Source organism: Lacisediminihabitans sp., from assembly GCF_043726815.1.
Classification (GTDB): Bacteria; Actinomycetota; Actinomycetes; order Actinomycetales; family Microbacteriaceae; genus Lacisediminihabitans.
In genome coordinates this window covers 1-21,519 of record NZ_JAYSJZ010000054.1, presented here as the reverse complement: position 1 = coordinate 21,519, position 21,519 = coordinate 1, and the positions used below count along the sequence as shown (strand labels likewise).

Genomic DNA, 21,519 nt, shown 5'->3' with positions numbered 1-21,519 from the left:
GGAGCGCCTGGCCAAGCTGGCCGGCGGCGTTGCAGTCATCAAGGCCGGAGCCGCGACCGAGGTCGAGCTCAAGGAGCGCAAGCACCGCATCGAAGACGCGGTGCGCAACGCCAAGGCAGCCGTCGAAGAGGGCATCGTCGCCGGTGGTGGCGTCGCCCTCATCCAGGCCGGTGCCGTCGCCTTCGCCACGGAGGCCCTCACCGGCCTCGTCGGTGACGAGGCGACCGGAGCGAACATCGTCAAGGTGGCCGTGGACGCGCCGCTCAAGCAGATCGCGACCAACGCGGGACTTGAGTCCGGTGTCGTCGCCGAGAAGGTGCGCAACCTGCCCGCCGGACACGGCCTCAACGCCGCGACCGGTGAGTACGTCGACATGCTCGCCGCCGGAATCAACGACCCGGTGAAGGTCACCCGCTCCGCGCTGCTCAACGCAGCGTCGATCGCCGGCCTGTTCCTCACCACCGAGGTCGTCGTCGCCGACAAGCCGGAGAAGGCCGCCGCACCCATGGGCGACCCGTCCGGCGGAATGGACTTCTAAGTCCGTACCAGCTGACAAGCGGGCGGTCCCTCTCACGAGGGGCCGCCCGCTTTTCGTTGCGCCGGCGACCCGTCGCGTCACGATGTGGTCGGTCAGCGACCGAACAGCCGGGCGTTGGAGCTCTCGATCTCCGCGTACTGCTGCCCCGCCTGCCCGAGCGCGTGGCTGAGGGCCGCGAGGCTCTCCTCGATGCGCTGCTGCGTGGACTTCCACTCGGTCACGGCCGACTGAAACGCCATCGCCGCCTGCCCCGACCACGAGCCCTGCAGGTTGGTGAGCTGGCCGTGCAGGCCGTTCACCTCGGCCTGGATGCGGGCGATGCTGTTGCGGACCGTCGCTGTCGCGCCGATCACTGCCTCGCTGTCTACCTGGTAGCGCACGTGCTGCCTCCCGATCTCGAGTGCCGGGATGCTCCCGGTCGATCGAACGGTACGGCGTCGGGCCGCGCGGCGGACGAGCCTACGGCGCGGAGGGAGCGGCGGGGGCGGAGTAGTCGTCGGGGAGGAGGGGAAGGATGATGCGGAACGTGGCGCCGCCGCCCGGAGTCTCGAGCACGAGCACCTTGCCCTTGTGCGAGGCGATGATTCCGGAGACGATCGCGAGCCCCAGGCCGCTGCCGCCGGTCTCCCGGGTGCGGGAGGTGTCCGCGCGCCAGAACCGCTGGAAGATCTTGTCGCGGATCTGCGGCGGGATGCCCTCGCCGTGGTCCACGACGTCGAGGATGCCCACCCGCTGTTGTGGATCGACGTGCACCACGATCTCGAGCGGGCTGCCGGCCGGGGTGAAGCGCATGGCGTTGCCGATGAGGTTGGTCACCACCTGGCGGATCTTGTTCTCCTCGGCGAGCACCACCGCCGGCGCGGAGCGCACGGTCGCCTGGTGCACCTCGGTGGGGGTGGCCGCGCGCTGGGTGCCGGCCCGGCCGGGACGTCGGCGAAGCCGCGCGAGCTGGGCACCCGCGAAGGCGATGGGGCCGGTGGCTCCGACGGGTCCGGTCGCGCCGACCGGCACGGCCTCCTGCTCCTCCGCGCGCTCCGCCTCGGCGGGCGGCGCGTCGGAGACGATCACGGTCACCTCGCGGTCGGGAGCGGACGCCATGGCGTCGAGGGCCGCGTCGTGTGCGATCGGCACGAGGTCCACCGGCCCGAGCTTGAGCGGCTTGGCCTCGTCGATCCTGGCCAGCTCGAGCAGGTCTTCGACGAGGCCGCCCATGCGGATCGCCTCCTTCTCGATGCGCTCCATCGCCTGGGCGACATCCTCCGGCTTCTGCAGTGCGCCCATGCGGTACAGCTCGGCGTAGCCGCGCACCGACACGAGGGGCGTGCGGAGTTCGTGGCTGGCGTCGCCGACGAAGCGGCGCATCTGGTCGATCGTGCGGGCGCGGTCGGCGAAGGCCCGGTCGATGCGACTGAGCATGGTGTTGAGCGAACGGTTGAGCCGGCCCACCTCGGTGTTGGGGGTGGCGCCCGGGAGGCGCTGGCTGAAGTCGCCGTCGGCGATCGCCGCGGCGGTCGCCTCGACCTCGCGCAGGGGCGCGAACGTGGAGGTGACGAGCAGTCTGGTGAGCGCGGCGCTCAGCACGATCACCGAGATCGCGAAGCCGAGGAAGATGGCGAGGAACCGCCCGATGATGTCGTTGTTGTTGTCGAGGCTCTGCCCCACGATCAGGGTGAGGAACGCGCCGGTCTTGGGCACGTTCACCGGAATCGCCACGAGCCGCCACTGGCTCGTGTGATCCGAATCCCAGACCGTGAACGGGGCGCCGGCCATGCGCACCACTCTGCTCAGCGACAGGTCGCCCACGTTCGGCTTGTCGTCGGAGATCTTCTTGTTGCTGCAGAGAAACTCGCCGTCGGGTCCGAGCACCGCGAAGTAGTAGTTGTTGGGCCCGGCCGTCTGCTCGCAGGTGGACGAGCCGGTTCCGGAGATCGAGGTCACGCCTTGCGCGGAGGTGACGATGCGCTTGTCCACGTCGTCGAGCAGGTAGTTGCGCAGCACCGTCATCGTGCCCACGCCGGCCACGAGAAGCCCGAGGGTCACCAAAAGCACGGTCACACCCGTGATCTTGGTGCGGAGGGAGACGGAGCTCCACCAGCCGGCGACTTGATCCTGCATCAGAAGGCTAGGTTACGGCCAGAAACTGGCCGCGTCCTGTACCCCGTCAGACTCTGGCTGCCTTCAGCATGTATCCGAAGCCACGCTTGGTCTGGATGACCGGCTCCTCCGAATACTGGTCGAGCTTGCGGCGCAGATAGGAGATGTAGCTCTCCACGATGCCGGCGTCGCCGTTGAAGTCGTACTCCCAGACGTGGTCGAGAATCTGCGCCTTGGAGAGAACGCGGTTGGGGTTGAGCATGAGATAGCGCAGGAGCTTGAACTCGGTGGGGCTCAGCTCGATCTGCTCGCTGCCGATCGTCACCTCGTGCGTGTCCTGGTCCATGGTGAGCTCACCGGCGCGGATCACGGCATCCTCTTCGTCGGCCATGGTGCGCCGCAGGATCGCCTTGATGCGTGCCACGATCTCGTCGAGGCTGAAGGGCTTGGTGACGTAGTCGTCGCCGCCCACGGTGAGGCCCGTGATCTTGTCCTCGGTGTCGTCCTTCGCCGTGAGGAACAGGATGGGGGAGGTGTAGCCGCTCGATCGGAGCCGCTTCGTCACCCCGAACCCGTTCATGTCCGGCAGCATGACGTCGAGGATGATCAGGTCGGGTTCCTCCTCCAGCACGGCGGAGATGGCTTGCGCGCCATTGCCGACCGCGCGCACCGCGAAGCCGGCGAATCGCAGGCTGGTGGTGAGAAGGTCGCGGATGTTGGGTTCGTCATCGACAATGAGAATTTTCGGGCCGTCGCTCATGGCACCAGTATCTGCGCATTGGCTGGGTGAATCCTGAGTGTTTTTAGCGCGGTTTCTCCACTACTATTCCGCCCGGCTGCGGGCGGCGATCTGCACGCAGCAGCGGCCGTCGGCTGGAGAGAAGCGGATGTCGTGCTCGACGTCGCCGGCGCCCTCCGCGACTCCCTGGAGCAGTCCGAGGTTCGCGTGGCAGATCACCTCGGTGTGGCTCGTGGCCAGTTGGTGGAAGAGGCAGTTGGTGAGCACCATTCCGCCGGCGCCATCGTCGGTCGGCTCGTAGCCGGTGTCGTCGAGGGCGGCCTCGAGCGATCCGGCGCGTCGGCCCAGTTCGCGACCCGCCTCGACGGCCACGCGGGTGAGCGCCTGCCGCACCGGCTCGCCGCTGCGGTCCGCCTGCTCGATCGCCGCCGCCAGAAGCTCGCCGGCAAGTTCGTAGTCCCGTTCGGGCACCGAGGCGCTGAGCTCTGCGGACGCCGGGCGATACAGCTTCGACGGCCGGCCGGATCCCGGCCCGGTCTTGCCGCCCACCCGCTTGAACTCCACCGCGAGGGCTCCCTCGTCCACCAGGCGATCGAGGTGAAAGGCGGCGGTGCTGCGGGGCATGCCGACGGCAGCGGCGGCGTCGTCGCGGCTGACCGGTGTGCCACTGCGCCGGACGAAGTCGAAGAGGGCTCGCCGCAGGGGGTCGCTCACCGCGGCAAGGGCGGACAGCCGGGCCGTCATCCGTTCGTTCACGATCCAACCCTAACTCTAAAAAGAAAGATCTTGACAAAAGAATCCGGACGCTTCTAAAGTCAGGAAAAGACGTTTTGGAAGGAACGATCATGATCAACTCAATGCCGAGTGTCACCGTCGCCGAGCGCGGTCGGCTGCGCCGGAACCCACAATGGCAGGCGTTCGTCCTGCTGCGGACAGCCTTCACCGTGGCGCCGATCGTGTTCGGGCTCGACAAGTTCTTCAACCTGCTCACGAACTGGCCGCGGTATCTGGCGCCCATCGTCACCGACGTGCTGCCGCTCACCGCCCAGCAATTCATGTACGCGGTGGGAGCGGTCGAGATCGTCGCCGGCCTCGCCGTGCTTTTCGCGCCGCGCTTCGGATCACTGCTCGTCACCGCGTGGCTTCTGGGCATCATCGTGAACCTGCTGCTCGTTCCCGGCTTCTTCGACGTGGCCCTCAGGGACTTCGGGCTGCTGCTCGCCGCTCTCGCGTTGAATCGGTTGGCCGTCTCCCGCGCCGCGGCGGCTCATCCGGAATAGGGTCGAACTGAGCTGAACTGAACCGAATCGAGAGCCGGACATGACCAGTCAAGAGAACTTCATCATCGTGGGCGGCGGGCTGGCCGGGGCCTCGGCCGCCGAGGCCCTTCGCGCGGGGGGATTCGAGGGGAGCATCCGGCTGTTCGCGGGCGAACGGCACCATCCGTACATCCGCCCGCCGCTCTCCAAGGACTACCTCAGCGGCAAGGACGCGATCGACACCGTCTTCGTGCATCCCCATGACTGGTACGGCGAGAACGGCGTGGAGGTCAGCACGGGCAGCCCCGTCGCCTCCCTCGACCCCGCCGCCCGCAGCGTGACGCTCGCCGACGGCGAACGCGTCGGCTACGACGCCCTGCTGCTCGCGACCGGTTCCACTCCTCGACGGCTCCCGATCGCCGGGGCCGACCTCGACGGGGTGCACTACCTGCGCACCATCGACGACTCGGAGGCCCTGCGCGCCGAGCTGCAGGACGGCGGAAGGCGGCTCGTGCTGATCGGCTCCGGCTGGATCGGCATGGAGGTGGCGGCGACCGCCCGCACCCTGGGGAACGAGGTGACGATCCTGGAACGGGAGGCGATCCCGCTCGCGGCCGCGCTCGGCGACGAGCTGGGCACGATGTTCGCCGAGATGCACCTCGAGCACGGGGTGACGCTGCGCCGACAGGTGGTGGTGGATTCGATCGTTGGAGCGGGCGGCCGTGTCACCGGTGTCGTGCTCGCCGATGGAGAGAGCATCCCGGCCGACCTCGTTCTCGTTGGGATCGGGGCGGTGCCCAACGTGGGGCTGGCGACGTCCGCCGGCCTCGAGACGGACAACGGGGTGCTGACGGATGCCGCGCTCCACACGAGCGACCAGCACATCTTCGCCGCGGGAGACGTGGCCAACGCGTTCCACCCCGTGATCGGACGGCGGCTGCGCAGCGAGCACTGGGCGAACGCGCTCGGCGGCGGGGCCGCCGCGGGCCGGTCGATGCTCGGCGAGACGGTGTCGTACGACGACATCCCGTACTTCTACACCGACCAGTTCGACCTCGGCATGGAGTACTCCGGCTACGGGCCGCTCACCACGGGAGCCACCGTCGTCTACCGCGGCGATCGGGCCAAGCGGGAGTTCATTGCCTTCTGGGTGGCCGACGGCAAGGTCGTGGCCGGCATGAACGTGAACGTGTGGGACGTGAACGAGGCCGTGCAGGGGATCATCCGTCGCGCGAACACGGTCGACCCGGCGAGGCTCGCCGACGAGTCCGTTCCGCTCGAGAGCCTCTAGCGTGCGGCGCGCCCTGGGAGCACGCTCGTTCGACTTCGACCGGCAGGTCGCGGTGATGGGGATCGTCAACCGCACCCCGGACTCGTTCTACGACCGGGGCGCGACCTTCGCCCTCGATCGCGCCGTGGAGGCGGCCCTCACCGCGGCATCCGATGGCGCCGACCTCGTGGACATCGGCGGCGTGCCGTTCGGTCGGGGACCGGTGGTGACCCTGGAGGAGGAGATCGAGAGGGTCGTTCCCGTCGTGGCCGCCATCCGCTCCGCCTCCGACGTGGTGATCTCGGTCGACACCTTCAATGCGGAGGTGGCCAAGCTCAGCATCGAGGCGGGCGCCGGCGTGATCAACGACACGAGCGGCCTGTACGACCCGCGGATGGCCGGGGTGATCGCCGAGACTTCGGCGACCCTCGTGCTCACCCACAGCCTCGCCCCGCCGCGCAGCGAGCCGCCGCGGCCCGAGTACCGCGACGTGACCGCCGAGGTGATCGAGTTTCTTCGTGATCGGGTCGAACGGGCCGTCGAATCCGGCGTTCCCCTCGAGAGGCTCATCATCGACCCGGGACACGACCTCAACAAGAACACCCTGCACTCCCTCGAGCTCACCCGGCGGCTCGAGGAGATCGTGGCGATCGGCCTGCCGACCCTGGTGGCCGTGTCGAACAAGGACTTCATCGGCGAGACCCTGGACCGGGAGAAGGACGGTCGGCTCGAGGGCTCGATCGCCGCCGCGGTGATCTGCATCATGAAGGGCGCGAGGATCGTGCGCATGCACAATGTGCCGGCGACGGTGGCGGCGGTGCGGATGACCGAGGCCGTGCTCGGGCTGCGGGAGCCCGCCTACCTGCGTCATAACATGGGCCGACCATGACTCGAATCGACAGGCTGTTGCCCCTGCCCGCCGCCGAGGTGAGCGACGAGGACCTCCTCGAGGCCTTCGGAGCCACCCCGGAGCGCTGGTTGCGCGTCAACTTCGTCTCGAGCGTCGACGGGGCGGCCACGGCCGGCGGCCTCTCCGGCGGACTGTCCGGGGCCGCGGACAAGAGGGTGTTCGAGCTGCTGCGGCGGCTGAGCGACGTGGTTCTGGTGGGGGCGGGAACCGTGCGTGCCGAGGGCTACGGGCCGATGCTGGTGAGCACCGAGTCCGCCGACTGGCGCACGGAACGAGGGCGGCCGGCGCATCCGGTGTTCGCGATCGTCACCGGTGCCCTCGATCTCGACCCCGCCTCGAGGATCTTCACGGCGGCGCCCGTGCGGCCGATCGTGGTGACGACCGAGCGCCCCACCGCCGAGCGGCGGGCGCGCTTCGAGTCGGTCGCCGATGTGGTGGTGGCTGGAGAGCGAACCGTGGATGTCGTGGCGATGGTCTCCGAGCTGGCCGACCGTGGCCTCGGGAGGGTGCTGAACGAGGGCGGGCCGTCGCTGTTCGGGGCGCTGCTTGCGGCCGACCGGGTGGACGAGCTGTGCCTCACCGTGAGCCCGCTGCTCGTGGCCGGCGACTCCGGCCGCATCGCGCGCGGGCCGCTCGAGGCCGCTCGCGACCTCAGCCTCGCGCAGGTGCTGCACTCCGAGGGCGCGCTGCTGCTGCGGTACCTGCGCGGGCATTGACGCGTCGCGTCAGGCGGCGAGGTTGTCGCTGTCCAGGATCGTGTAGCTGTACCCCTGCTCGGCGAGGAAACGCTGCCGGTTCTGGGCGAAGTCCTGGTCGACGGTGTCGCGGGCCACGAGGGTGTAGAAGTTGGCCGGCAGGCCGGACTCCTTCGGCCGCAGCAGCCGGCCGAGGCGCTGGGCCTCCTCCTGCCGGGAACCGAACGATCCGGAGACCTGGATGGCGACGGTGGCCTCCGGCAGGTCCACCGAGAAGTTGGCGACCTTCGACACCACGAGAATCTTCGTGACGCCGTCGCGGAACTCCTGGTACAGACGCTCGCGTTCCTCGATCGGCGTCGAGCCGGTGAGCTTGGGCGCACCCAGCGCCTCGGCGAGCATGTCGATCTGGTCGAGGTATTGGCCGATCACGAGGATGCGCTCGCCCTCGTGCTTCTTCACCAGCTCCTTCACCACCGAGAGTTTCGCCGGGGCGGTCGCCGCGAGCCGGTACCGCTCGTCGTCCGCGGAGGCCGCGTACTCGAGTCTCTCCTGCTGCGGCAGGTCGATCCGCACCTCGAAGCAGGATGCCGGGGAGATGAAGCCCTGGGCCTCGATCTCCTTCCACGGGGCGTCGAATCGCTTGGGCCCGATCAGGCTGAAGACGTCGCCCTCGCGGCCATCCTCGCGCACCAGTGTGGCGGTGAGGCCCAGTCGACGGCGGGCCTGCAGCTCGGCGGTGAGCTTGAAGACGGGCGCGGGAAGCAGGTGCACCTCGTCGTAGATCACGAGGCCCCAGTCGAGGGCGTTCAGTAGCGCGAGGTGGGCGTATTCGCCCTTCCGCTTGGCGGTGAGGATCTGGTAGGTGGCGATCGTGACCGGCTTCACTTCCTTCACCTGGCCGGAGTATTCGCCGATCTCGTCCTCGGTGAGGCTCGTGCGCCGCAGCAGCTCGCTGCGCCACTGCCGGGCCGAGACGGTGTTGGTGACGAGGATGAGCGTTGTGGTCTTCACCGTGGCCATCGCCCCGGCACCCACGAGGGTCTTGCCCGCGCCACAGGGCAGCACGACGACGCCGGAACCGCCGTCGACGAAGCTCGACACGGCCTGGTTCTGGTATTCGCGCAGCGACCATTCCCTCTCATCGAGGGCGATCTCGTGCGGGGTGCCCGGCGTGTAGCCGGCGAGGTCCTCGGCCGGCCAGCCGAGCTTCACGAGCTCCTGCTTCACCTGTCCGCGCGCCCAGGCCTGGATCTCGTACCGGTCGATCGCCGGTCCGCGTCCCTTCTGGTCGTCCGGCAGAAACAGCAGGGGGGCGATTCGCTTGGCCCGTACGATCTCGCTCAGCACCGCGGCATCCGTCGACCGCAGGATGAGGGTGCCGGCGTCGTCGCGCTCGATCACGAGCCGGCCGTAGCGGCCCACGGTCTCGCCGATGTCCACGATCACGCTCTGCGGGATGTCGAACTTGGAGTACTTCTCGAGCGTCGCCAGCATGTTCTCGGCGGTGTGGCCGGCCGCCCGGGCGTTCCACAGGCCGAGTCGGGTGATGCGGTAGGTGTGGATGTGCTCGGGTGCGCGCTCGAGTTCGGCGAAGACCGCGAGGTCGTGTCTGGCGTCCTCGGCGTCGGGGTGCGCCACCTCCAGAAGTACGGTTCGGTCGCTCTGCACGATCAGGGGACCCGCTGCCGTATTCACCCGACAAGCCTAGGTCACGGTGCTGGCAGCGCGGACGGCCCGACCGGACACAACCGGACAGTGCGCATAACTCCTGCAGAATTGTGCCGCGGGGTGCCCGGCGCCCGGGATTCCGGGGCGCCAACCGGTGGGCCAGAATTTCTGCCGGAGTTATGCGCCGCCGCTCGCCGGTGCGCCCTGGCGGCACCCACGGAAGGATGCCGAGCCGAACTCAGAGGGCTGGACCGAGGCCGGCGATGCTGGCGAGCGGCAGCGTGCGCTCGATCGCGGACTTCTTGTCCCGCCCGCGCAACCGCCCGCCGGCCACGCTCGTCGGCTCGAGCTGGTAATCGATCACCGAGCCGTTGGGCATGCTCACGCTCACTGTCAGCGCGGACCGCGCCTTGATGGCCACATCGAGCTGGCGGATGAGCCAGGCCTGGCCGGCCTCACCCTCCTCCGGCTCGCCGCCGAGCCGAAGGCGTTCGATCAGCGTCTCGACGGGGTTGACCGCCCCGGTGGCCGCCGACCGCGCGGTGCGCTGCCGCCGGAGCGCGATGATCTCCCCGGCCCCATCCTCCGCCGCGATCGGGTAGCGCGCATCGCTGAGCGACCAGAACACGACGTCGCGCGAGAACCGGCTCTCCAGGCGGCCGGCGTCGAGGCGGATGAGCCCGAGCGCTGACAGGTTCTGGTCGACCATGATCGTGCCGAGCAGGTGCTCGTCATCGGAGCGCAGATAGCTTCTCGCCTCGGTGCCCGGCGCATCGACCACGCCCACCCGAACCAGCCCGTAGCGGGCGGCGGCCTCGCCGACCAGGTAGTCGAGCGGCTGCGGGATGCCGGTGAGCGAGATGCTGCGCAGAAAGTCCAGGATCGACTCGGCGGTCTCGCCCGAGGCCATCGCGCGGTTGACGCTCGAGGTTGACACGCGGTAGCTGGAGGCCAGGGCGCGGCTCTCGGCGTCCGCGATCGACCGCAGCCGGGCATCCACCCGGGGGGTGAGCGGCCCGGGCGCCACGACCGAGAGGTCGTGCTGCAGGTACACCTGCTCCACCTCGGCGGGCAGCAGCGCCGCCATGGCGGTCGCCGCGTCGTCCAGTCCGTCGCCGAGCAGCAGGGAGCCGGGCCCGGTGGGGGCCTGGTTCGCGGTGATTCCGAGCAGCTCGGCGTCTCGCGTGTAGACCGTGATGCGTTCGTCCATCCAGTCGCCGCCCGCCGGGTACAACCAGTCGACGTAGCCCCGCAGCCCCTGGCCCCACACGGCGTGGGTGCGCTCGCCGAGGAGGGTGCGGATGTCGCCGGGCAGGTGACCGAACCAGGCTCCGGCGAGCACGGCCCAGCGGGCCCCGGAGGATTCGAGCAGCCAGGATGCGCCTGCCTCGGTGATCATCCAGGATCCGGTCTCGCGGGCCACCAGCTCGGCCCGGTCGGCCACCGCGAGGAGGTTGGCGACCGACTCGAGATCCACGGACATCGCGTTGGCGAGCCGTTTGCTGTCCGGAAGGGCCACCCCGCCCTTGGCGAGTTCGCGGGCCGGATCGCGTTCGATCTCGACGAGCAGCTCGGTGATCGCGGTCGTGGCGGCGAAGGCGCGTTCGGCGCCCAGCCGGTCGATGAACCTGCGATCCACGTCTGGCACGGGTTCGAGCGCGGCCGGCGGGGTCGCGAAAGCGAGGTCGGCGAGGCCGGGGAGGCCGAACGCCGGCCACGATCGCAGCTGCTCGCGCACGCTGTCGTAGGGGGCGACCGTCAGCGGGTGCTCCTCGAGCAGCAGCATGGCGCGCGCCTTGTCCGAGCGTTCGACGATCACCTCGAGGGTGGGGGCGCTGCCCGCGATCGACGACAGGAGCGCCTCGACCCTTGCGGCGTCCGGGGCAGCTCCGGCCTCGTCGGTCAGTTGGCCGGCGGCCGCGAGCACCGCGAGGGTCTGCCGGTCAAGCCGGGTCAGGGTCTGCTGGATCGACGTGCGGTCGAGAAACGCCTCGGCGAGGTCGAAGAAGTCCTTGATTCCGGCGGTGCCGACGCCGCGGTCGTTCATCGCCCGCGCGAGTTCCGCATCCGGCATGGCGCGGAGCCGTGAGGCGAGCGACAGGGTGTTGCTCATGGGCCCTCAATGTGAGTCGATGTCCGGCGGCGTCGCCGGGCGGTTGGGCTAATTCTTGGACTTGGGTCGTGGCTTCGGCTTGGCCGACCGCTCGGCCTCGAGCTGGGCCCTGGCCTCCGCACTGCGTCGGCGGGCGCTGATCACCGTGAGTGCCACGATGAGCAGGATTCCCAGCGGAAGTCCGATGAGCGGCAAGACCCCGAAGATCGGCCAGATGGATTTGGCTCCGGCCGCGGCGGCGATGAGAACCCCGATGAGGTCGAGGATCGCGACGGCAATCACGGCCACGATCATGTACGCGAGCACACGTTCGTTACGATGAATGGTCACTGGGGTTTCTTTTGCCACAGTGACAAGGATAAGGCCCCCCGACTGCCCGTAGGCTTACAGCTAGGTCTAAGCGAAAGAGGTATTGCCATGCCAACCGGCAAGGTCAAATTTTACGACGACGAGAAGGGCTTCGGCTTCATCAGCTCCGATGATGGCCAGGAAGTCTTCCTGCACGCGTCCGCCCTCCCAGCGGGAACCACGGTCAAGGCCGGAACCAAGCTCGAGTTCGGCATCGCCGACGGCAAGCGGGGAGCCCAGGCGCTCTCGGTCCGGGTGTTGGAGGCTCCGCCGAGCCTCGTCAAGCTGAGCCGCAAGCCGGCCGACGACATGGCTGTCATCATCGAAGACCTCGTCAAGCTCCTCGACGGCGTCGGCACGAACCTCAAGCGCGGTCGTTACCCCGACAACAAGCACGGCAAGACGATTGCCGCCATGTTGCGCAAGGTCGCGGATGAGCTCGATGCCTGAGTTGGACACAGTGCCTGAGTCGACCGCCGCGACACCGGCCGACTTCGAACTGGGCCGCACGGCCCTGCTCGAGATCACCTCTGCCGCCTCGGTGGGCGCACCGGCCGGGTCGATCGACCTGGGCGACGGCGTCGTCACCGTCTACTTCGACACCCTGCTGGCCGGTTACCCCGGCTGGCGCTGGACGGTGAGCATCGCGCACGTCGACGGCGAGGCGAGCGCGCTCGAGACCGAGCTCACCCCCGGCGACGACGCGCTGCTGTCGCCGGCCTGGATTCCGTGGGTGGATCGTCTCGCCGACCTTCAGGCGGCCGAGGCCGACGAGTCGGACGACGACGAAGACGAAGACGAAGACGAAGACGAAGACGACGACGAAGACGAAGACGAAGACGACGACGACGACCTCGGCAGCGATGTGCTGCACGGCGGGGATCTCGACGGCGTCGACATCGACGAGGCCGTCGACCCCGAGCTGGGCAACTCCCTCGACGACCACATCGAAGACGACGACGAGCTCGAGCTAGGTGTGACGCCAGTTGGTGTAGAGGATTCCGACGAGTCCGAGGGCGATTCCGACGACGCAGGTCCACAGCCAGAGGCCGTTGCCGGCGGCGAGGAGTGGCCCGAGTACGGCCAGGAGCACGACAAGAGCTACTAGCCACAGGCTCACGCCCACGAGCATCGCCTTGCGGTCGTCGGTCTTCACCGGCGACGGATCCGGCCGGCGCTCGGAGTCCTTCAGCCAGAGCCGCACGGGCTAGAGGCCTTCCACGACGAACTCGATGCACGCGATCAGCTTGCGCACGTCATCCGGGTCGATCGCGGTGAAGGTGGCCACGCGCAGCTGGTTGCGTCCGAGCTTGCGGTACGGCTCGGTGTCGACGATCCCGTTGGCGCGCAGCGTCTTGGCGACGGCCGCGGCATCCACCGACTCATCGAAGTCGATCGTCACGACCACCTGCGAGCGGTGCTCCGGGTTCTGCACGAACGGGGTGGCGTACTCGGTGGCGGTCGCCCAGTCGTAGAGGGCGGATGACGACTCGGCCGTGCGCGCGCTGGCCCACTTCAGGCCGCCGTTGCCGTTGATCCAGTCGATCTGGTTCTCAAGCAGCAGCAGCGTGGACAGGGCCGGGGTGTTGAGGGTCTGCTTGAGGCGCGAGTTGTCTACGGCGTTCTTCAGGCTGAGGAACTCGGGAATCCAGCGCTCGCTCGCCGCGATGCGCTCGACGCGTTCGAGGGCGGCGGGGGAGAAGAGTCCGAGCCAGAGGCCACCGTCTGAGGCGAAGTTCTTCTGCGGGGCGAAGTAGTAGACGTCGGCCTGCGACGCGTCGAAGTCGATGCCGCCGGCCGCGCTCGTGGCATCGATCACGGTGAGGGCGCCGGAGTCCCCGGCGACGCGGGTGACCGGCGCCATGACTCCGGTGGAGGTCTCGTTGTGCGGCCAGGCGTAGACGTCGATGCCCGAGGCGACCTCCACCTCGCTGCGCGACCCGGCCGGGGCGTCGATCACGCGGGGTGCCTTGAGGAACGGGGCGGATGCGGCCTGGGCGAACTTGGCGCCGAATTCACCGAAGGTGAGGTTCTCGCTGCGCTTCTCGATCAGCGAAAAGGCCGCGGCATCCCAGAAGGCGGTGGACCCGCCGTTGCCGAGCACGACCTCGTAGCCGTCCGGGATGCTGAACAGGTCGGCGAGGCCGGCCTGCACCCGGCCGACGAGGTTCTTCACCGGCGCCTGGCGATGCGAGGTGCCGATGATGGCGGCCCCGGCACCGGCGAGGTAGGCGAGCTGTTCCGGCCGAACCTTGGACGGCCCGCAGCCGAAGCGTCCGTCGATGGGCAGGAGGTCGGTGGGGATCGTCAATTCCGGCATGTCGCCAAGTCTATTGCCGCCGTTTCGCCGCCCGTGGCTCAGGAATTCTGCCGACCGAGCGCAGGTTAGGCTTACCTGAGATGCACGCACGAGCTGGAGGCGACGATGACCGATCTCATTGACACCACAGAGATGTATCTGCGCACCATCTACGAGCTCGAAGAAGAGAACATTTTTCCCCTGCGCGCGCGCATCAGCGAGCGGCTCGGGCACTCCGGCCCCACCGTCTCGCAGACTGTGGGACGGATGGAACGAGACGGCCTCGTCGTGGTGGAGGGCGACCGCCACCTGGCGCTCACTCCGGAGGGCCGCAGCAAGGCCGTGCACGTGATGCGCAAGCATCGCCTGGCCGAGCGGCTCCTCGCCGACGTGATCGGCCTGGACTGGACCCTCGTTCACGAGGAGGCCTGCCGCTGGGAGCACGTGATGAGCGAGTCGGTGGAGCGACGCATCATCGAGCTGCTTGAGCATCCCACCCACTCGCCGTACGGCAACCCCATCCCGGGACTCGACGAGCTGGGCGACCACGCGGTCGGCCAGTTCTCCGACGGCGTGGTGAATATCGTCAACTTCGTTCTCGGGGCGGTCGGACCGGTGCGGGGCGTCATCCGTCGCCTGGGCGAGCCGGTGCAGTACGAGGTGGAGTTGCTTGAGCAGTTGCGCGCGGCCGGCGTAATGCCGGGTGCGAAGGCGAGTTTTTCGGCGGCCGGCTCCTACGTTCTCGTCGAAGTCGAGGGGCACGAGGACGGTCTCGAGCTGCCGAACGAGGTCGCCATTCACGTCTACGTGGGCATCTGATTCTCCCCAACTGGTGAACGCAAGGTGACAAAAGGGTAACGGTCCCGTAGCCTAGGCAGGTCCACACCACCCGAAACGCGGTAACTGGGCCCGGAACTGCAACGTCTCACATCCAACCTGCAGCCTCCGAGAATGCACTCGATGAGCGAAAGGGATGGGGCGACTGCCTAGAGTCGTCGGGACGCAGGAGTCGAACTCTTGACCGAACTAGAACCACGCGGAACGTCGCACGAATTACCCGCCAAGCTCGAAACCCCGGCCAGGCAGAAGAATCTTTCGCGCCTCCGCCACCGCGGCGGCCCGCTGAAGCTCGTGATCATCGCCGTCTCGACCGGCCTCATCGCCACTCTCGCGATCCCGGCCTACGCCTCCAACGAGAGCGCGGATGCCCGCAATACCGCCGCGGTCACCGAGCAGCTCAACTTCGTGCACGCGAACGCGCAGACGCTCAACGTGACTCCCGCCGTGGCCGTCGGCGCCGTGGAGCGCGACGCGTACACCGCCACCTCCGCGGTGAAGATCGCGGCCGCCAAGGCCACCGTCAAGACGGTCGCCGCCACACGCGGAACGGCCATCAGCCCCGGACTTCCCTCGTTCAGCCTCGACGGCATCTTCGCCGAGGGCATGAAATACGTCGGAACGCCGTACGTCTACGGGGGGTCGACGCCGGCCGGCTTCGACTGCTCCGGGTTCGTGCTCTTCCTCTACTCGCACGTGGGCATCAGCCTCGCCCACAACGCCCGGGTGCAGGGGCAGTCCGGCACCGTCATCTCCCAGGCGGATGCCCGCCCCGGCGACCTGGTGATCTTCTACGGCGGAGCCCATGACGGCATCTACGCCGGCAACAACATGGTGCTCGACGCGCCCAAGCCCGGAGGATCGGTGGGTGTCCGCGCGATCTGGACCTCCGACGTCTTCTTCGTGCGCCTCGGCATCTAGCCACCTGTCTTAGCTGCCTCCTCCCCGTCCCGGTGCTGCACCGGCCCTTCCCGGTCATCCGTCAGTAACTGCTGGCTGGGGCCGCTGAGCGAGCACTTAGTGACGGTTGAGTGGCGCTGCCGCTTTGCTGCGCGTTCCCCTCCCGGTCATCCGTCAGCAAACTGCTGGCTGGGGCCGCTGAGCGAGCACTTAGTGACGGTTGAGTGGCCCTGCCGCTTTGCTGCGCTCCTCCGTCCCGGTCATCCGTCAGTAACTGCTGGCTGGGGGCGCTGAGCGAGCACTTGGTGACGGTTGAGTGGCAGCGGAGCGCCCCGCCGCGAGCTAACGGCTGGTTAACGGTTGGCGGTCCGGCGCGCCAAGGCTCAAAAGCGCCAAAATTCTGGGTTACCCTTAGATTCTTGCAATTCTGAGAGTTGATTTTTCGGGAGAGCCGATGTCAGGAACGAGAGCCATCCAATCCGTGGATGCGCGCGCGCTCTTTTTCATACGGCACTGCAGTCAGCGGCGCGTGGTCACCCTCGCGCCATCGAGTTAGGCACTGTCTTCGACAGTGCCTTTTTTATTGGCCGCGTTCTCCGAACTCTCAGATAGTCAGGGTGCATCGAACTGCCTGGAAGCCGTCCAGGCGTTTTCGAAAGGATGAGAATGCGCACGCTGGTCCTCAACGCGGGCTTTGAGCCCCTCGCCGTGGTGTCCTTCAAGCGAGCACTCGTGCTCGTGATGAATCAGAAGGCCACGATCATCGCGGCGGACGCCGAACATCCGGTCTGGGGCTCGTCCGGCTCCTACGATCGCCCGTCGGTGATTCTGCTCACCCGTTACGTGCGCATTCCCTCGACGAGGCTGATCCCGGTGAGTCGCCGCGGGGTGCTGCGCCGGGACGGGCAGCGCTGCGCCTACTGCGCCGGCTCGGCCAACACGATAGACCATGTGATGCCCCGTTCGCGCGGTGGCCAGGACTCGTGGGAGAACCTCGTTGCCTGCTGCCTGCACTGCAACAACGCCAAGGGCAACCGCACGCCGAGCGAGATGGGCTGGAGCCTGCGGGTGCGGCCGAAGCCGCCGCACGGCACGGCGTGGCTGGTGCGCGGGGTGGAGCGCGCCGAGGAGCAGTGGGAAGAGTTCCTGGCGCCCGCCGCCTGACAGCCGCGCGCGCCCCCACCCGCTAAACTCGTTGAGCCAGCCTCTGTAGCTCAATGGAAGAGCAGTTCCGTCCTAAGGAAACGGTTGGGGGTTCGAGTCCCTCCAGGGGCACCTCCAATTCGCCAACAAAATTGCTGGTCAGGGGCTCGTTTTGGATCTCGGATGGCCCGTCACATCGGGTTTTGCCCACATTTTGCCCACACTCGAGACGGCGCAGATTGTGCTCACGTCGACCATTGGCTGGCGCGGATCGTCGGGATGGAGCGCGATCACCCGCGAGCTGTTGGCTTTGCCCTGGTGTCTCTGTTTGTCGATGGTCGCTGCGACGCGACGCGTTTCTCATGAGATGAATGTTCGTCAGACTCGCTCAACTTGCAAGTAGCTTGAGTCGAGCAAGCGGACATGGAGGCAATACATGGGAGATGTGCCCGAGACGATTCTCGAGATTGTGATCCGCGAGGCGGAGGATGTGGTGAGTCTTGTCGGAATTCACGCGGGATATGAGGACGGCACATGGCGCTTTGATGCACTGACGTTCGACCTCATTGCGTGGGCTACAGATTGGATCCTCACCCCCGAGGAGTTGCGCGGATTCGGTCAAGCCAACTCCGTTGCTCTTCTCCAAAAAGCACTGAGTCGGATGTACATCACCGAAAAGTACCAACGCCGCGGCGAGATTGGTGAACTGCTTCTTCACATTATTCTTCGCCGGTTCATGGAGAGCGAGAAAGTGATATCTCGTCTGTACTTCAAAGACGCGGCGAACGACACCGTCAAGGGCTTTGACGCGGTGCACGTCGTGGAACTTGCGACTTCGAGTGCCGATTCACCCAGCCTCGAGCTTTGGTTGGGCGAATCGAAGTCTACAAGGACAGCACCGCGGCGGCCAAGGCCGTGATTGATGAGCTGAAGCTCCACTTGAGTAGCGGATATTTGCGAAGCGAGTTTGCGGCGATTAGCGACAAGATACCCGTTGGTTGGAAGCACGAAGCGACGATCCGCGCATTGCTCGCGCGCCGCGTGTCTTTGGACGAGGTATTCGAAAGCGTGGTGATACCCGTATTTATCACATTCGATAGTGACGTCTCGTTGCGGCATGTCGCAACTACCGACGCATACCTTTCGGACATTCGCGCACAACTCACGGACGAATGGAACGACTTCAAATTGACACTGGCTAAGACGGAACTGCCGCGGAAGGTGCGCGTTGAACTGATTCTGATGCCAATGGCGTCAAAAAGGGAGCTAATTGATGCCTTCGACAGGAGGTTGAAGTCATGGCAGGGGACATTGATAGCCTGAAGGAAAGGCTCGGCCAGGCAGATTTTCGTGACGGCTCGTTTTCGCTACTCGCTGACATTGCGGAGATGGTATCGAACGAAGGACGAACCGCGGAAACGATCGATCTGGTCATCCGCGCACTTGATCGCGCAGATCAGTTCTCTGGCGAGAAGGGATTCCTATTAGCGCTAGCTCGTGACCACGGTCTTTTCCCCTACATTTTGGACCTTGAGGGTCGGCCGTCGTCCGCTGAGTTGGCATTGCGCGACGCGATCGCCATGGAAATGCACCGTCCTGAGGGACTGGAAGATGTCGTCTTCCATTCGGTTCAAGCGCAGGTATATCAGCGGCTGCTAAATAGAGAAAACGTGATCCTTTCCGCGCCCACCAGCTTCGGGAAGAGCCTGATTGTGGATTCCCTAATAGCGACCGACAACTATCAAAACATCGTGATCATCGTGCCAACGATTGCGTTGATGGACGAGACCCGAAGGCGGCTCAGCAGGTTCGGAAATTACAAGATAATTACCCATCCCGGACAAAGCTTCGAAGCCAAAAACCTCTTCGTCCTGACCCAGGAGAGATACTTCGCCCTTGAAGGTACTCCACCCGTCGACTTGTTCTTCATCGACGAGTTCTACAAACTGTCCGATGAGGGCTCGAACGATACGTTAACTGGTCGATCAGCGCTGCTGAACCAAGCGTTGCGGAGGTTACTAGGGACGGGCGCGCAGTTCTATCTCGCCGGACCCACTATTCGAGCTTTGGATCACCTACTTCCGGCTAACATCACGGCGGCCTTCATTCGAACTGACTACGCAACGGTGGCTGCAGACACTATTCATCTCTCTGGTGCGAACGACGATCAACGTCGAGCGGAGATTGAGCGTGTTCTTTCTGAAACCACTGAACCAACGCTGATCTATTGTCAGAGCCCCAAGCGTGTGCGGGAGGTTATGAAATGGCTAACTGATTCGGCGAGTAATCGGCAGTACGGGCCAGGCATGTCGCTCGCTGCAGATTGGATTTCAGCGAACTACAGTCCGCAATGGAGTCTGCCGAATGGACTGAGGCGGGGAATTGGAGCCCACCACGGGCGATTGCCTAGATGGCTGGCACAGGCAGTAGTTGAAGGCTTCAACAACGGCGACCTGGGAGTTCTGGTCTGTACAAACTCGCTGATTGAGGGTGTGAATACGCGCGCAAAAAGCATAATCATTCTCGATAAGAAGATTGCTAACAGCGCCTATGACTATTTTACTTTTGCGAACATTCGAGGCCGCGCCGGCCGGATGCTGAAGCATTTCATCGGGAAGATCTACCTCTTCCACCCGGAGCCAGATGGCCCGCTCCCCGATATTGACATTCCCGGAATCACGCAGAGTGACGCGGCGCCCAGCTCGCTTCTCTTGTCAATACAGGAGGACCAGCGCACGGAGCGTACGCGCGAGCGGCTCAAGACCATTACGGAACAGTCGACGCTCTCCCAAGCGATGTTGATTCAGAATCTAGGCGTTGAGCCTGAAGCGCAAATTGAGCTCGCTGAGTATCTGTTCACGGCGCCCAAAGAAACACTGGCCAGCTATCAATGGGACTCTGCATACCCTAAATACGAGCAACTGAAGGCAGCAATCAAGTTGATTTGGGATTTCATACCCCCCGACAACTCCCGCAATCACGGAGCCCGATCGTCCGATCAGCTAACCCTTTTCGTCAACAAAGTTGCCACCGCCGATGGCGATATCAAGGCGGTAATCGACATCTTCACGGAAAATCCTGATCGGTGGGGAGCCGGCGAATCAGCCGATGACCGTATCGAGACCGCTTTCGATTTTCTAAGGTTTTGGGTTGACCACAATCTGCCCGCTCTGCTGCGTGCCCTGGATGGCATCGTGAAGGAAGTTCTCCCTCGCAGGGGCATGGCGCCAGGGAACTTCCTCGGGTACGCCGCTCGGGTCGAATCAGGTTTCCTCCCGCCGATGCTGATGTCGTTGGAAGAGTTTGGGATTCCTGTCCAAGTTTCGCGAAAGCTTTCTTATCGCCTCCCTAGGTACGACACTCTGGATGAATTGATCGCGAATCTGAAGAACATGGATCCTGATCTGCTCACAAGGCTTGATCGCTTTGAGGAGGGACTAGTCATTCGGGCGCTTCAAACGATGTAGGCGGCAAAGGGTGTTTTGCCGGCAGCTTGCGAGAGTGTTCGAACGGAATCAATTCGTGGAGCATGCCAAGAGTGCCCCTCGAGTCGATTCTTGACTTCGCGATATCCAGTGCTTCCGCAACGGCATCCAGATCATCGTCAAAGAGGTCAGCATAAGTGTCGAGCGTCATTGCGGCGGAAGCGTGCCCGAGCATCCGCTGCACGGCCTTCACGTTGGCGCCGGCCGAGATCGCGAGCGACGCGGCAGTATGGCGAAGGTCGTGCACGGTGAGTCCCTGAGGGAAGTCTTGGTCGATCACGGAGGACCGCCGGCGGGCTCCGGCGAACCAGCCATCCTTGGGAGTGGGCGTCGGGATGTAGTCGTCGCCGGATCCGAAGACCAGTTGATCCCGGCGCTTGCCTTCGCACTACTTCGCGAGCGGCTCGGCCAGGAACGCGGGGAACGGAACGCTGCGCGCCTCGTGGCTCTTCGGGGAGCCGGGGAAGATCGTCCCTCGCACGTTGACAGCGTTCGCCTCCACGCGCACGCGACGGCGTTGCATGTCGACGCTGCGAACTCGCAGGCCGACCGCCTCGCCCCAGCGGAGTCCGGTGTAGGCGAGGAAGAGCACGAGCGTGCCGTTCGCACGCGACTGGTCGGCGAGCAGCTGCACCTGGGTGTGGCTGAGGTAGTGGCGCGCCTTGCCGGCCTTGCGCGGGAGGTTGACGCCGCGGGCCGGGTTGGTCGGGAGCCGGCGGTCGCGCACCGCGATGTCGATGATGCCCGCGAGCACGCCATACGCGCGGATGACGACGGTCGCGCTCTTGGTCGCGGACAGCTCGCTCACCCACTTCTGCACCTCGCTGTGACGGATCTCGCCGAGCACGCGCGATCCCCACTTGGGCTGCACGTGCACGCGCCAGGCGACTTCGATCACGGCGAACGAGCTCGGCTTGAGGTGCGATTGAGCCTTGACCCAGGGCACTCCGAGCGTCTCGATGGTGATGCGCGAGGCGGTGGCATCGATGAACTCACCGATCGCCATCTTCACCTCGGTCGAGGCGAGGAAGAGCTCGGCGTCCCGCTTCGTGCGGAAGCCGCGCTTGTCCGTCTGCGAGTGGCCCGGCTTGCGGAACCGCACCCGATATCGCTTGCCCATGGCGGTCTCGTAGGCCGTGATCGAACCCATCGTCACTCCGATCTACTCGAGCTCGGCACCAGAGTAAAACGGACGACCGACGCCGGGTGGATGCGGGC

General features: G+C 66.0%; 21 protein-coding genes, 1 tRNA gene and 2 pseudogenes. 13 read left to right on the top strand and 11 right to left on the bottom strand.

Annotation, left to right across the window (positions count from 1 at the left end; genetic code table 11):
• On the top strand, nt 1-538 hold a 538-nt coding region (locus ACHZD8_RS07015; RefSeq protein WP_394769478.1), incomplete at its 5' end, for a TCP-1/cpn60 chaperonin family protein.
• A 92-nt stretch (nt 539-630) separates the two neighbouring features.
• On the opposite strand, the gene ACHZD8_RS07010 is transcribed toward ACHZD8_RS07015, so the two are convergent.
• The 4 genes from ACHZD8_RS07010 to ACHZD8_RS06995 all read right to left on the bottom strand — a co-directional run bounded on the left by ACHZD8_RS07010 (nt 631) and on the right by ACHZD8_RS06995 (nt 4,127).
• Nucleotides 631-918: a WXG100 family type VII secretion target gene (locus tag ACHZD8_RS07010; protein ID WP_394769477.1), complete on the bottom strand. Its 288-nt coding sequence runs from the start codon at nt 916-918 to the stop codon at nt 631-633.
• Nucleotides 919-997: 79 nt separating this feature from the next.
• The gene (locus ACHZD8_RS07005) at nt 998-2,653 is read right to left on the bottom strand and encodes a sensor histidine kinase (protein WP_394769475.1); all 1,656 of its coding nucleotides are present in this window, start codon (nt 2,651-2,653) and stop codon (nt 998-1,000) included.
• Between the two features lie 46 nt (nt 2,654-2,699).
• Nucleotides 2,700-3,392, bottom strand: coding sequence for a response regulator transcription factor (locus tag ACHZD8_RS07000; protein WP_147781813.1), 693 nt, complete (start codon nt 3,390-3,392; stop codon nt 2,700-2,702).
• 63 nt (nt 3,393-3,455) lie between these two features.
• Nucleotides 3,456-4,127: a helix-turn-helix transcriptional regulator gene (locus tag ACHZD8_RS06995; RefSeq protein ID WP_394769473.1), complete on the bottom strand. Its 672-nt coding sequence runs from the start codon at nt 4,125-4,127 to the stop codon at nt 3,456-3,458.
• A gap of 89 nt (nt 4,128-4,216) precedes the next feature.
• Between ACHZD8_RS06995 and ACHZD8_RS06990 the strand changes: the two genes are divergently transcribed.
• The 4 genes from ACHZD8_RS06990 to ACHZD8_RS06975 are packed head-to-tail and all read left to right on the top strand — an operon-like array spanning nt 4,217 to nt 7,526.
• Nucleotides 4,217-4,651, top strand: a complete 435-nt coding sequence (locus ACHZD8_RS06990; RefSeq protein ID WP_394769471.1) for a hypothetical protein — start codon at nt 4,217-4,219, stop codon at nt 4,649-4,651.
• A 40-nt stretch (nt 4,652-4,691) separates the two neighbouring features.
• Nucleotides 4,692-5,921: an NAD(P)/FAD-dependent oxidoreductase gene (locus ACHZD8_RS06985; protein WP_394769469.1), complete on the top strand. Its 1,230-nt coding sequence runs from the start codon at nt 4,692-4,694 to the stop codon at nt 5,919-5,921.
• 55 nt (nt 5,922-5,976) lie between these two features.
• Entirely contained in the window at nt 5,977-6,789 is an 813-nt protein-coding gene (folP, locus tag ACHZD8_RS06980; RefSeq protein WP_394769479.1) for a dihydropteroate synthase, read from the top strand.
• The gene (locus ACHZD8_RS06975) at nt 6,786-7,526 is read left to right on the top strand and encodes a pyrimidine reductase family protein (protein WP_394769467.1); all 741 of its coding nucleotides are present in this window, start codon (nt 6,786-6,788) and stop codon (nt 7,524-7,526) included. Before folP ends, ACHZD8_RS06975 begins: the two co-directional genes overlap by 4 nt.
• A 9-nt stretch (nt 7,527-7,535) precedes the next feature.
• Here ACHZD8_RS06975 and ACHZD8_RS06970 read toward each other — a convergent pair whose 3' ends face one another.
• From ACHZD8_RS06970 to ACHZD8_RS06960, 3 genes are all read right to left on the bottom strand, one after another.
• A complete protein-coding gene (locus ACHZD8_RS06970; RefSeq protein WP_394769466.1) occupies nt 7,536-9,203 on the bottom strand; it encodes a DNA repair helicase XPB in 1,668 nt (555 codons plus the stop codon).
• Between the two features lie 211 nt (nt 9,204-9,414).
• Nucleotides 9,415-11,289 carry a helicase-associated domain-containing protein gene (locus ACHZD8_RS06965; protein ID WP_394769464.1) on the bottom strand — a complete coding sequence of 625 codons (1,875 nt, stop codon included), beginning with the start codon at nt 11,287-11,289 and terminating at the stop codon, nt 9,415-9,417.
• Nucleotides 11,290-11,337: 48 nt separating this feature from the next.
• Nucleotides 11,338-11,619 (bottom strand): hypothetical protein, encoded by a 282-nt coding sequence (locus ACHZD8_RS06960; RefSeq protein ID WP_394769462.1) that lies wholly within the window; start codon nt 11,617-11,619, stop codon nt 11,338-11,340.
• 87 nt (nt 11,620-11,706) lie between these two features.
• On the opposite strand from ACHZD8_RS06960, the gene ACHZD8_RS06955 reads away from it, so the two are divergent.
• Both ACHZD8_RS06955 and ACHZD8_RS06950 read left to right on the top strand, forming a co-directional pair.
• The gene (locus ACHZD8_RS06955; RefSeq protein ID WP_147782473.1) at nt 11,707-12,087 is read left to right on the top strand and encodes a cold-shock protein; all 381 of its coding nucleotides are present in this window, start codon (nt 11,707-11,709) and stop codon (nt 12,085-12,087) included.
• Nucleotides 12,071-12,463, top strand: a pseudogene (locus tag ACHZD8_RS06950) (DUF3027 domain-containing protein); the annotation flags it as partial. The gene ACHZD8_RS06955 and the pseudogene ACHZD8_RS06950, both read left to right, overlap by 17 nt.
• Nucleotides 12,464-12,607: 144 nt before the next feature.
• Here ACHZD8_RS06950 and ACHZD8_RS06945 read toward each other — a convergent pair.
• Together ACHZD8_RS06945 and serC are read right to left on the bottom strand one after the other, a co-directional pair.
• Nucleotides 12,608-12,769, bottom strand: a complete 162-nt coding sequence (locus ACHZD8_RS06945; RefSeq protein ID WP_246142238.1) for a DUF2530 domain-containing protein — start codon at nt 12,767-12,769, stop codon at nt 12,608-12,610.
• Between the two features lie 75 nt (nt 12,770-12,844).
• Nucleotides 12,845-13,957 (bottom strand): phosphoserine transaminase, encoded by a 1,113-nt coding sequence (gene serC, locus ACHZD8_RS06940; protein WP_394769460.1) that lies wholly within the window; start codon nt 13,955-13,957, stop codon nt 12,845-12,847.
• 105 nt (nt 13,958-14,062) lie between these two features.
• Here serC and ACHZD8_RS06935 point away from each other — a divergent pair, with 105 nt between their 5' ends.
• The 6 genes and pseudogenes from ACHZD8_RS06935 (at nt 14,063) to ACHZD8_RS06910 (ending at nt 20,283) form a co-directional block, all read left to right on the top strand.
• A complete protein-coding gene (locus ACHZD8_RS06935) occupies nt 14,063-14,755 on the top strand; it encodes a metal-dependent transcriptional regulator (protein WP_394769459.1) in 693 nt (230 codons plus the stop codon).
• A gap of 198 nt (nt 14,756-14,953) precedes the next feature.
• Nucleotides 14,954-15,694, top strand: coding sequence for a C40 family peptidase (locus ACHZD8_RS06930; RefSeq protein WP_394769457.1), 741 nt, complete (start codon nt 14,954-14,956; stop codon nt 15,692-15,694).
• A gap of 645 nt (nt 15,695-16,339) precedes the next feature.
• Nucleotides 16,340-16,837 carry an HNH endonuclease gene (locus ACHZD8_RS06925; RefSeq protein WP_394769455.1) on the top strand — a complete coding sequence of 166 codons (498 nt, stop codon included), beginning with the start codon at nt 16,340-16,342 and terminating at the stop codon, nt 16,835-16,837.
• Nucleotides 16,838-16,876: 39 nt separating this feature from the next.
• Nucleotides 16,877-16,948: transfer RNA gene (locus tag ACHZD8_RS06920), tRNA-Arg, on the top strand.
• A gap of 304 nt (nt 16,949-17,252) precedes the next feature.
• Nucleotides 17,253-18,139, top strand: a pseudogene (locus ACHZD8_RS06915) (DUF1837 domain-containing protein).
• Entirely contained in the window at nt 18,115-20,283 is a 2,169-nt protein-coding gene (locus ACHZD8_RS06910) for a DEAD/DEAH box helicase (protein ID WP_394769453.1), read from the top strand. The pseudogene ACHZD8_RS06915 and the gene ACHZD8_RS06910 overlap by 25 nt, the downstream one beginning before the upstream one ends.
• On the opposite strand, the gene ACHZD8_RS06905 is transcribed toward ACHZD8_RS06910, so the two are convergent.
• Nucleotides 20,258-20,581 carry a tyrosine-type recombinase/integrase gene (locus tag ACHZD8_RS06905; protein WP_394769452.1) on the bottom strand — a complete coding sequence of 108 codons (324 nt, stop codon included), beginning with the start codon at nt 20,579-20,581 and terminating at the stop codon, nt 20,258-20,260. The genes ACHZD8_RS06910 and ACHZD8_RS06905 overlap by 26 nt on opposite strands.
• Nucleotides 20,582-20,689: 108 nt before the next feature.
• A complete protein-coding gene (locus ACHZD8_RS06900) occupies nt 20,690-21,451 on the bottom strand; it encodes a tyrosine-type recombinase/integrase (RefSeq protein WP_394769451.1) in 762 nt (253 codons plus the stop codon).
• Between the last annotated feature and the right edge of the window lie 68 nt (nt 21,452-21,519).

Bases quoted from the DNA above. Each gene is read 5' to 3' on its own strand.
- ACHZD8_RS06990 (WP_394769471.1), top strand. From the start codon at position 4,217: ATGATCAACTCAATGCCGAGTGTCACCGTCGCCGAGCGCGGTCGGCTG.
- ACHZD8_RS06975 (WP_394769467.1), top strand. From the start codon at position 6,786: ATGACTCGAATCGACAGGCTGTTGCCCCTGCCCGCCGCCGAGGTGAGC.
- ACHZD8_RS06945 (WP_246142238.1), bottom strand. From the start codon at position 12,769: ATGCTCGTGGGCGTGAGCCTGTGGCTAGTAGCTCTTGTCGTGCTCCTG.
- ACHZD8_RS07000 (WP_147781813.1), bottom strand. From the start codon at position 3,392: ATGAGCGACGGCCCGAAAATTCTCATTGTCGATGACGAACCCAACATC.
- serC (WP_394769460.1), bottom strand. From the start codon at position 13,957: ATGCCGGAATTGACGATCCCCACCGACCTCCTGCCCATCGACGGACGC.
- ACHZD8_RS06985 (WP_394769469.1), top strand. From the start codon at position 4,692: ATGACCAGTCAAGAGAACTTCATCATCGTGGGCGGCGGGCTGGCCGGG.
- ACHZD8_RS06935 (WP_394769459.1), top strand. From the start codon at position 14,063: ATGACCGATCTCATTGACACCACAGAGATGTATCTGCGCACCATCTAC.
- ACHZD8_RS06955 (WP_147782473.1), top strand. From the start codon at position 11,707: ATGCCAACCGGCAAGGTCAAATTTTACGACGACGAGAAGGGCTTCGGC.
- ACHZD8_RS06965 (WP_394769464.1), bottom strand. From the start codon at position 11,289: ATGAGCAACACCCTGTCGCTCGCCTCACGGCTCCGCGCCATGCCGGAT.
- ACHZD8_RS07005 (WP_394769475.1), bottom strand. From the start codon at position 2,653: ATGCAGGATCAAGTCGCCGGCTGGTGGAGCTCCGTCTCCCTCCGCACC.
- folP (WP_394769479.1), top strand. From the start codon at position 5,977: ATGGGGATCGTCAACCGCACCCCGGACTCGTTCTACGACCGGGGCGCG.
- ACHZD8_RS06910 (WP_394769453.1), top strand. From the start codon at position 18,115: ATGGCAGGGGACATTGATAGCCTGAAGGAAAGGCTCGGCCAGGCAGAT.
- ACHZD8_RS06900 (WP_394769451.1), bottom strand. From the start codon at position 21,451: ATGGGTTCGATCACGGCCTACGAGACCGCCATGGGCAAGCGATATCGG.
- ACHZD8_RS06925 (WP_394769455.1), top strand. From the start codon at position 16,340: ATGCGCACGCTGGTCCTCAACGCGGGCTTTGAGCCCCTCGCCGTGGTG.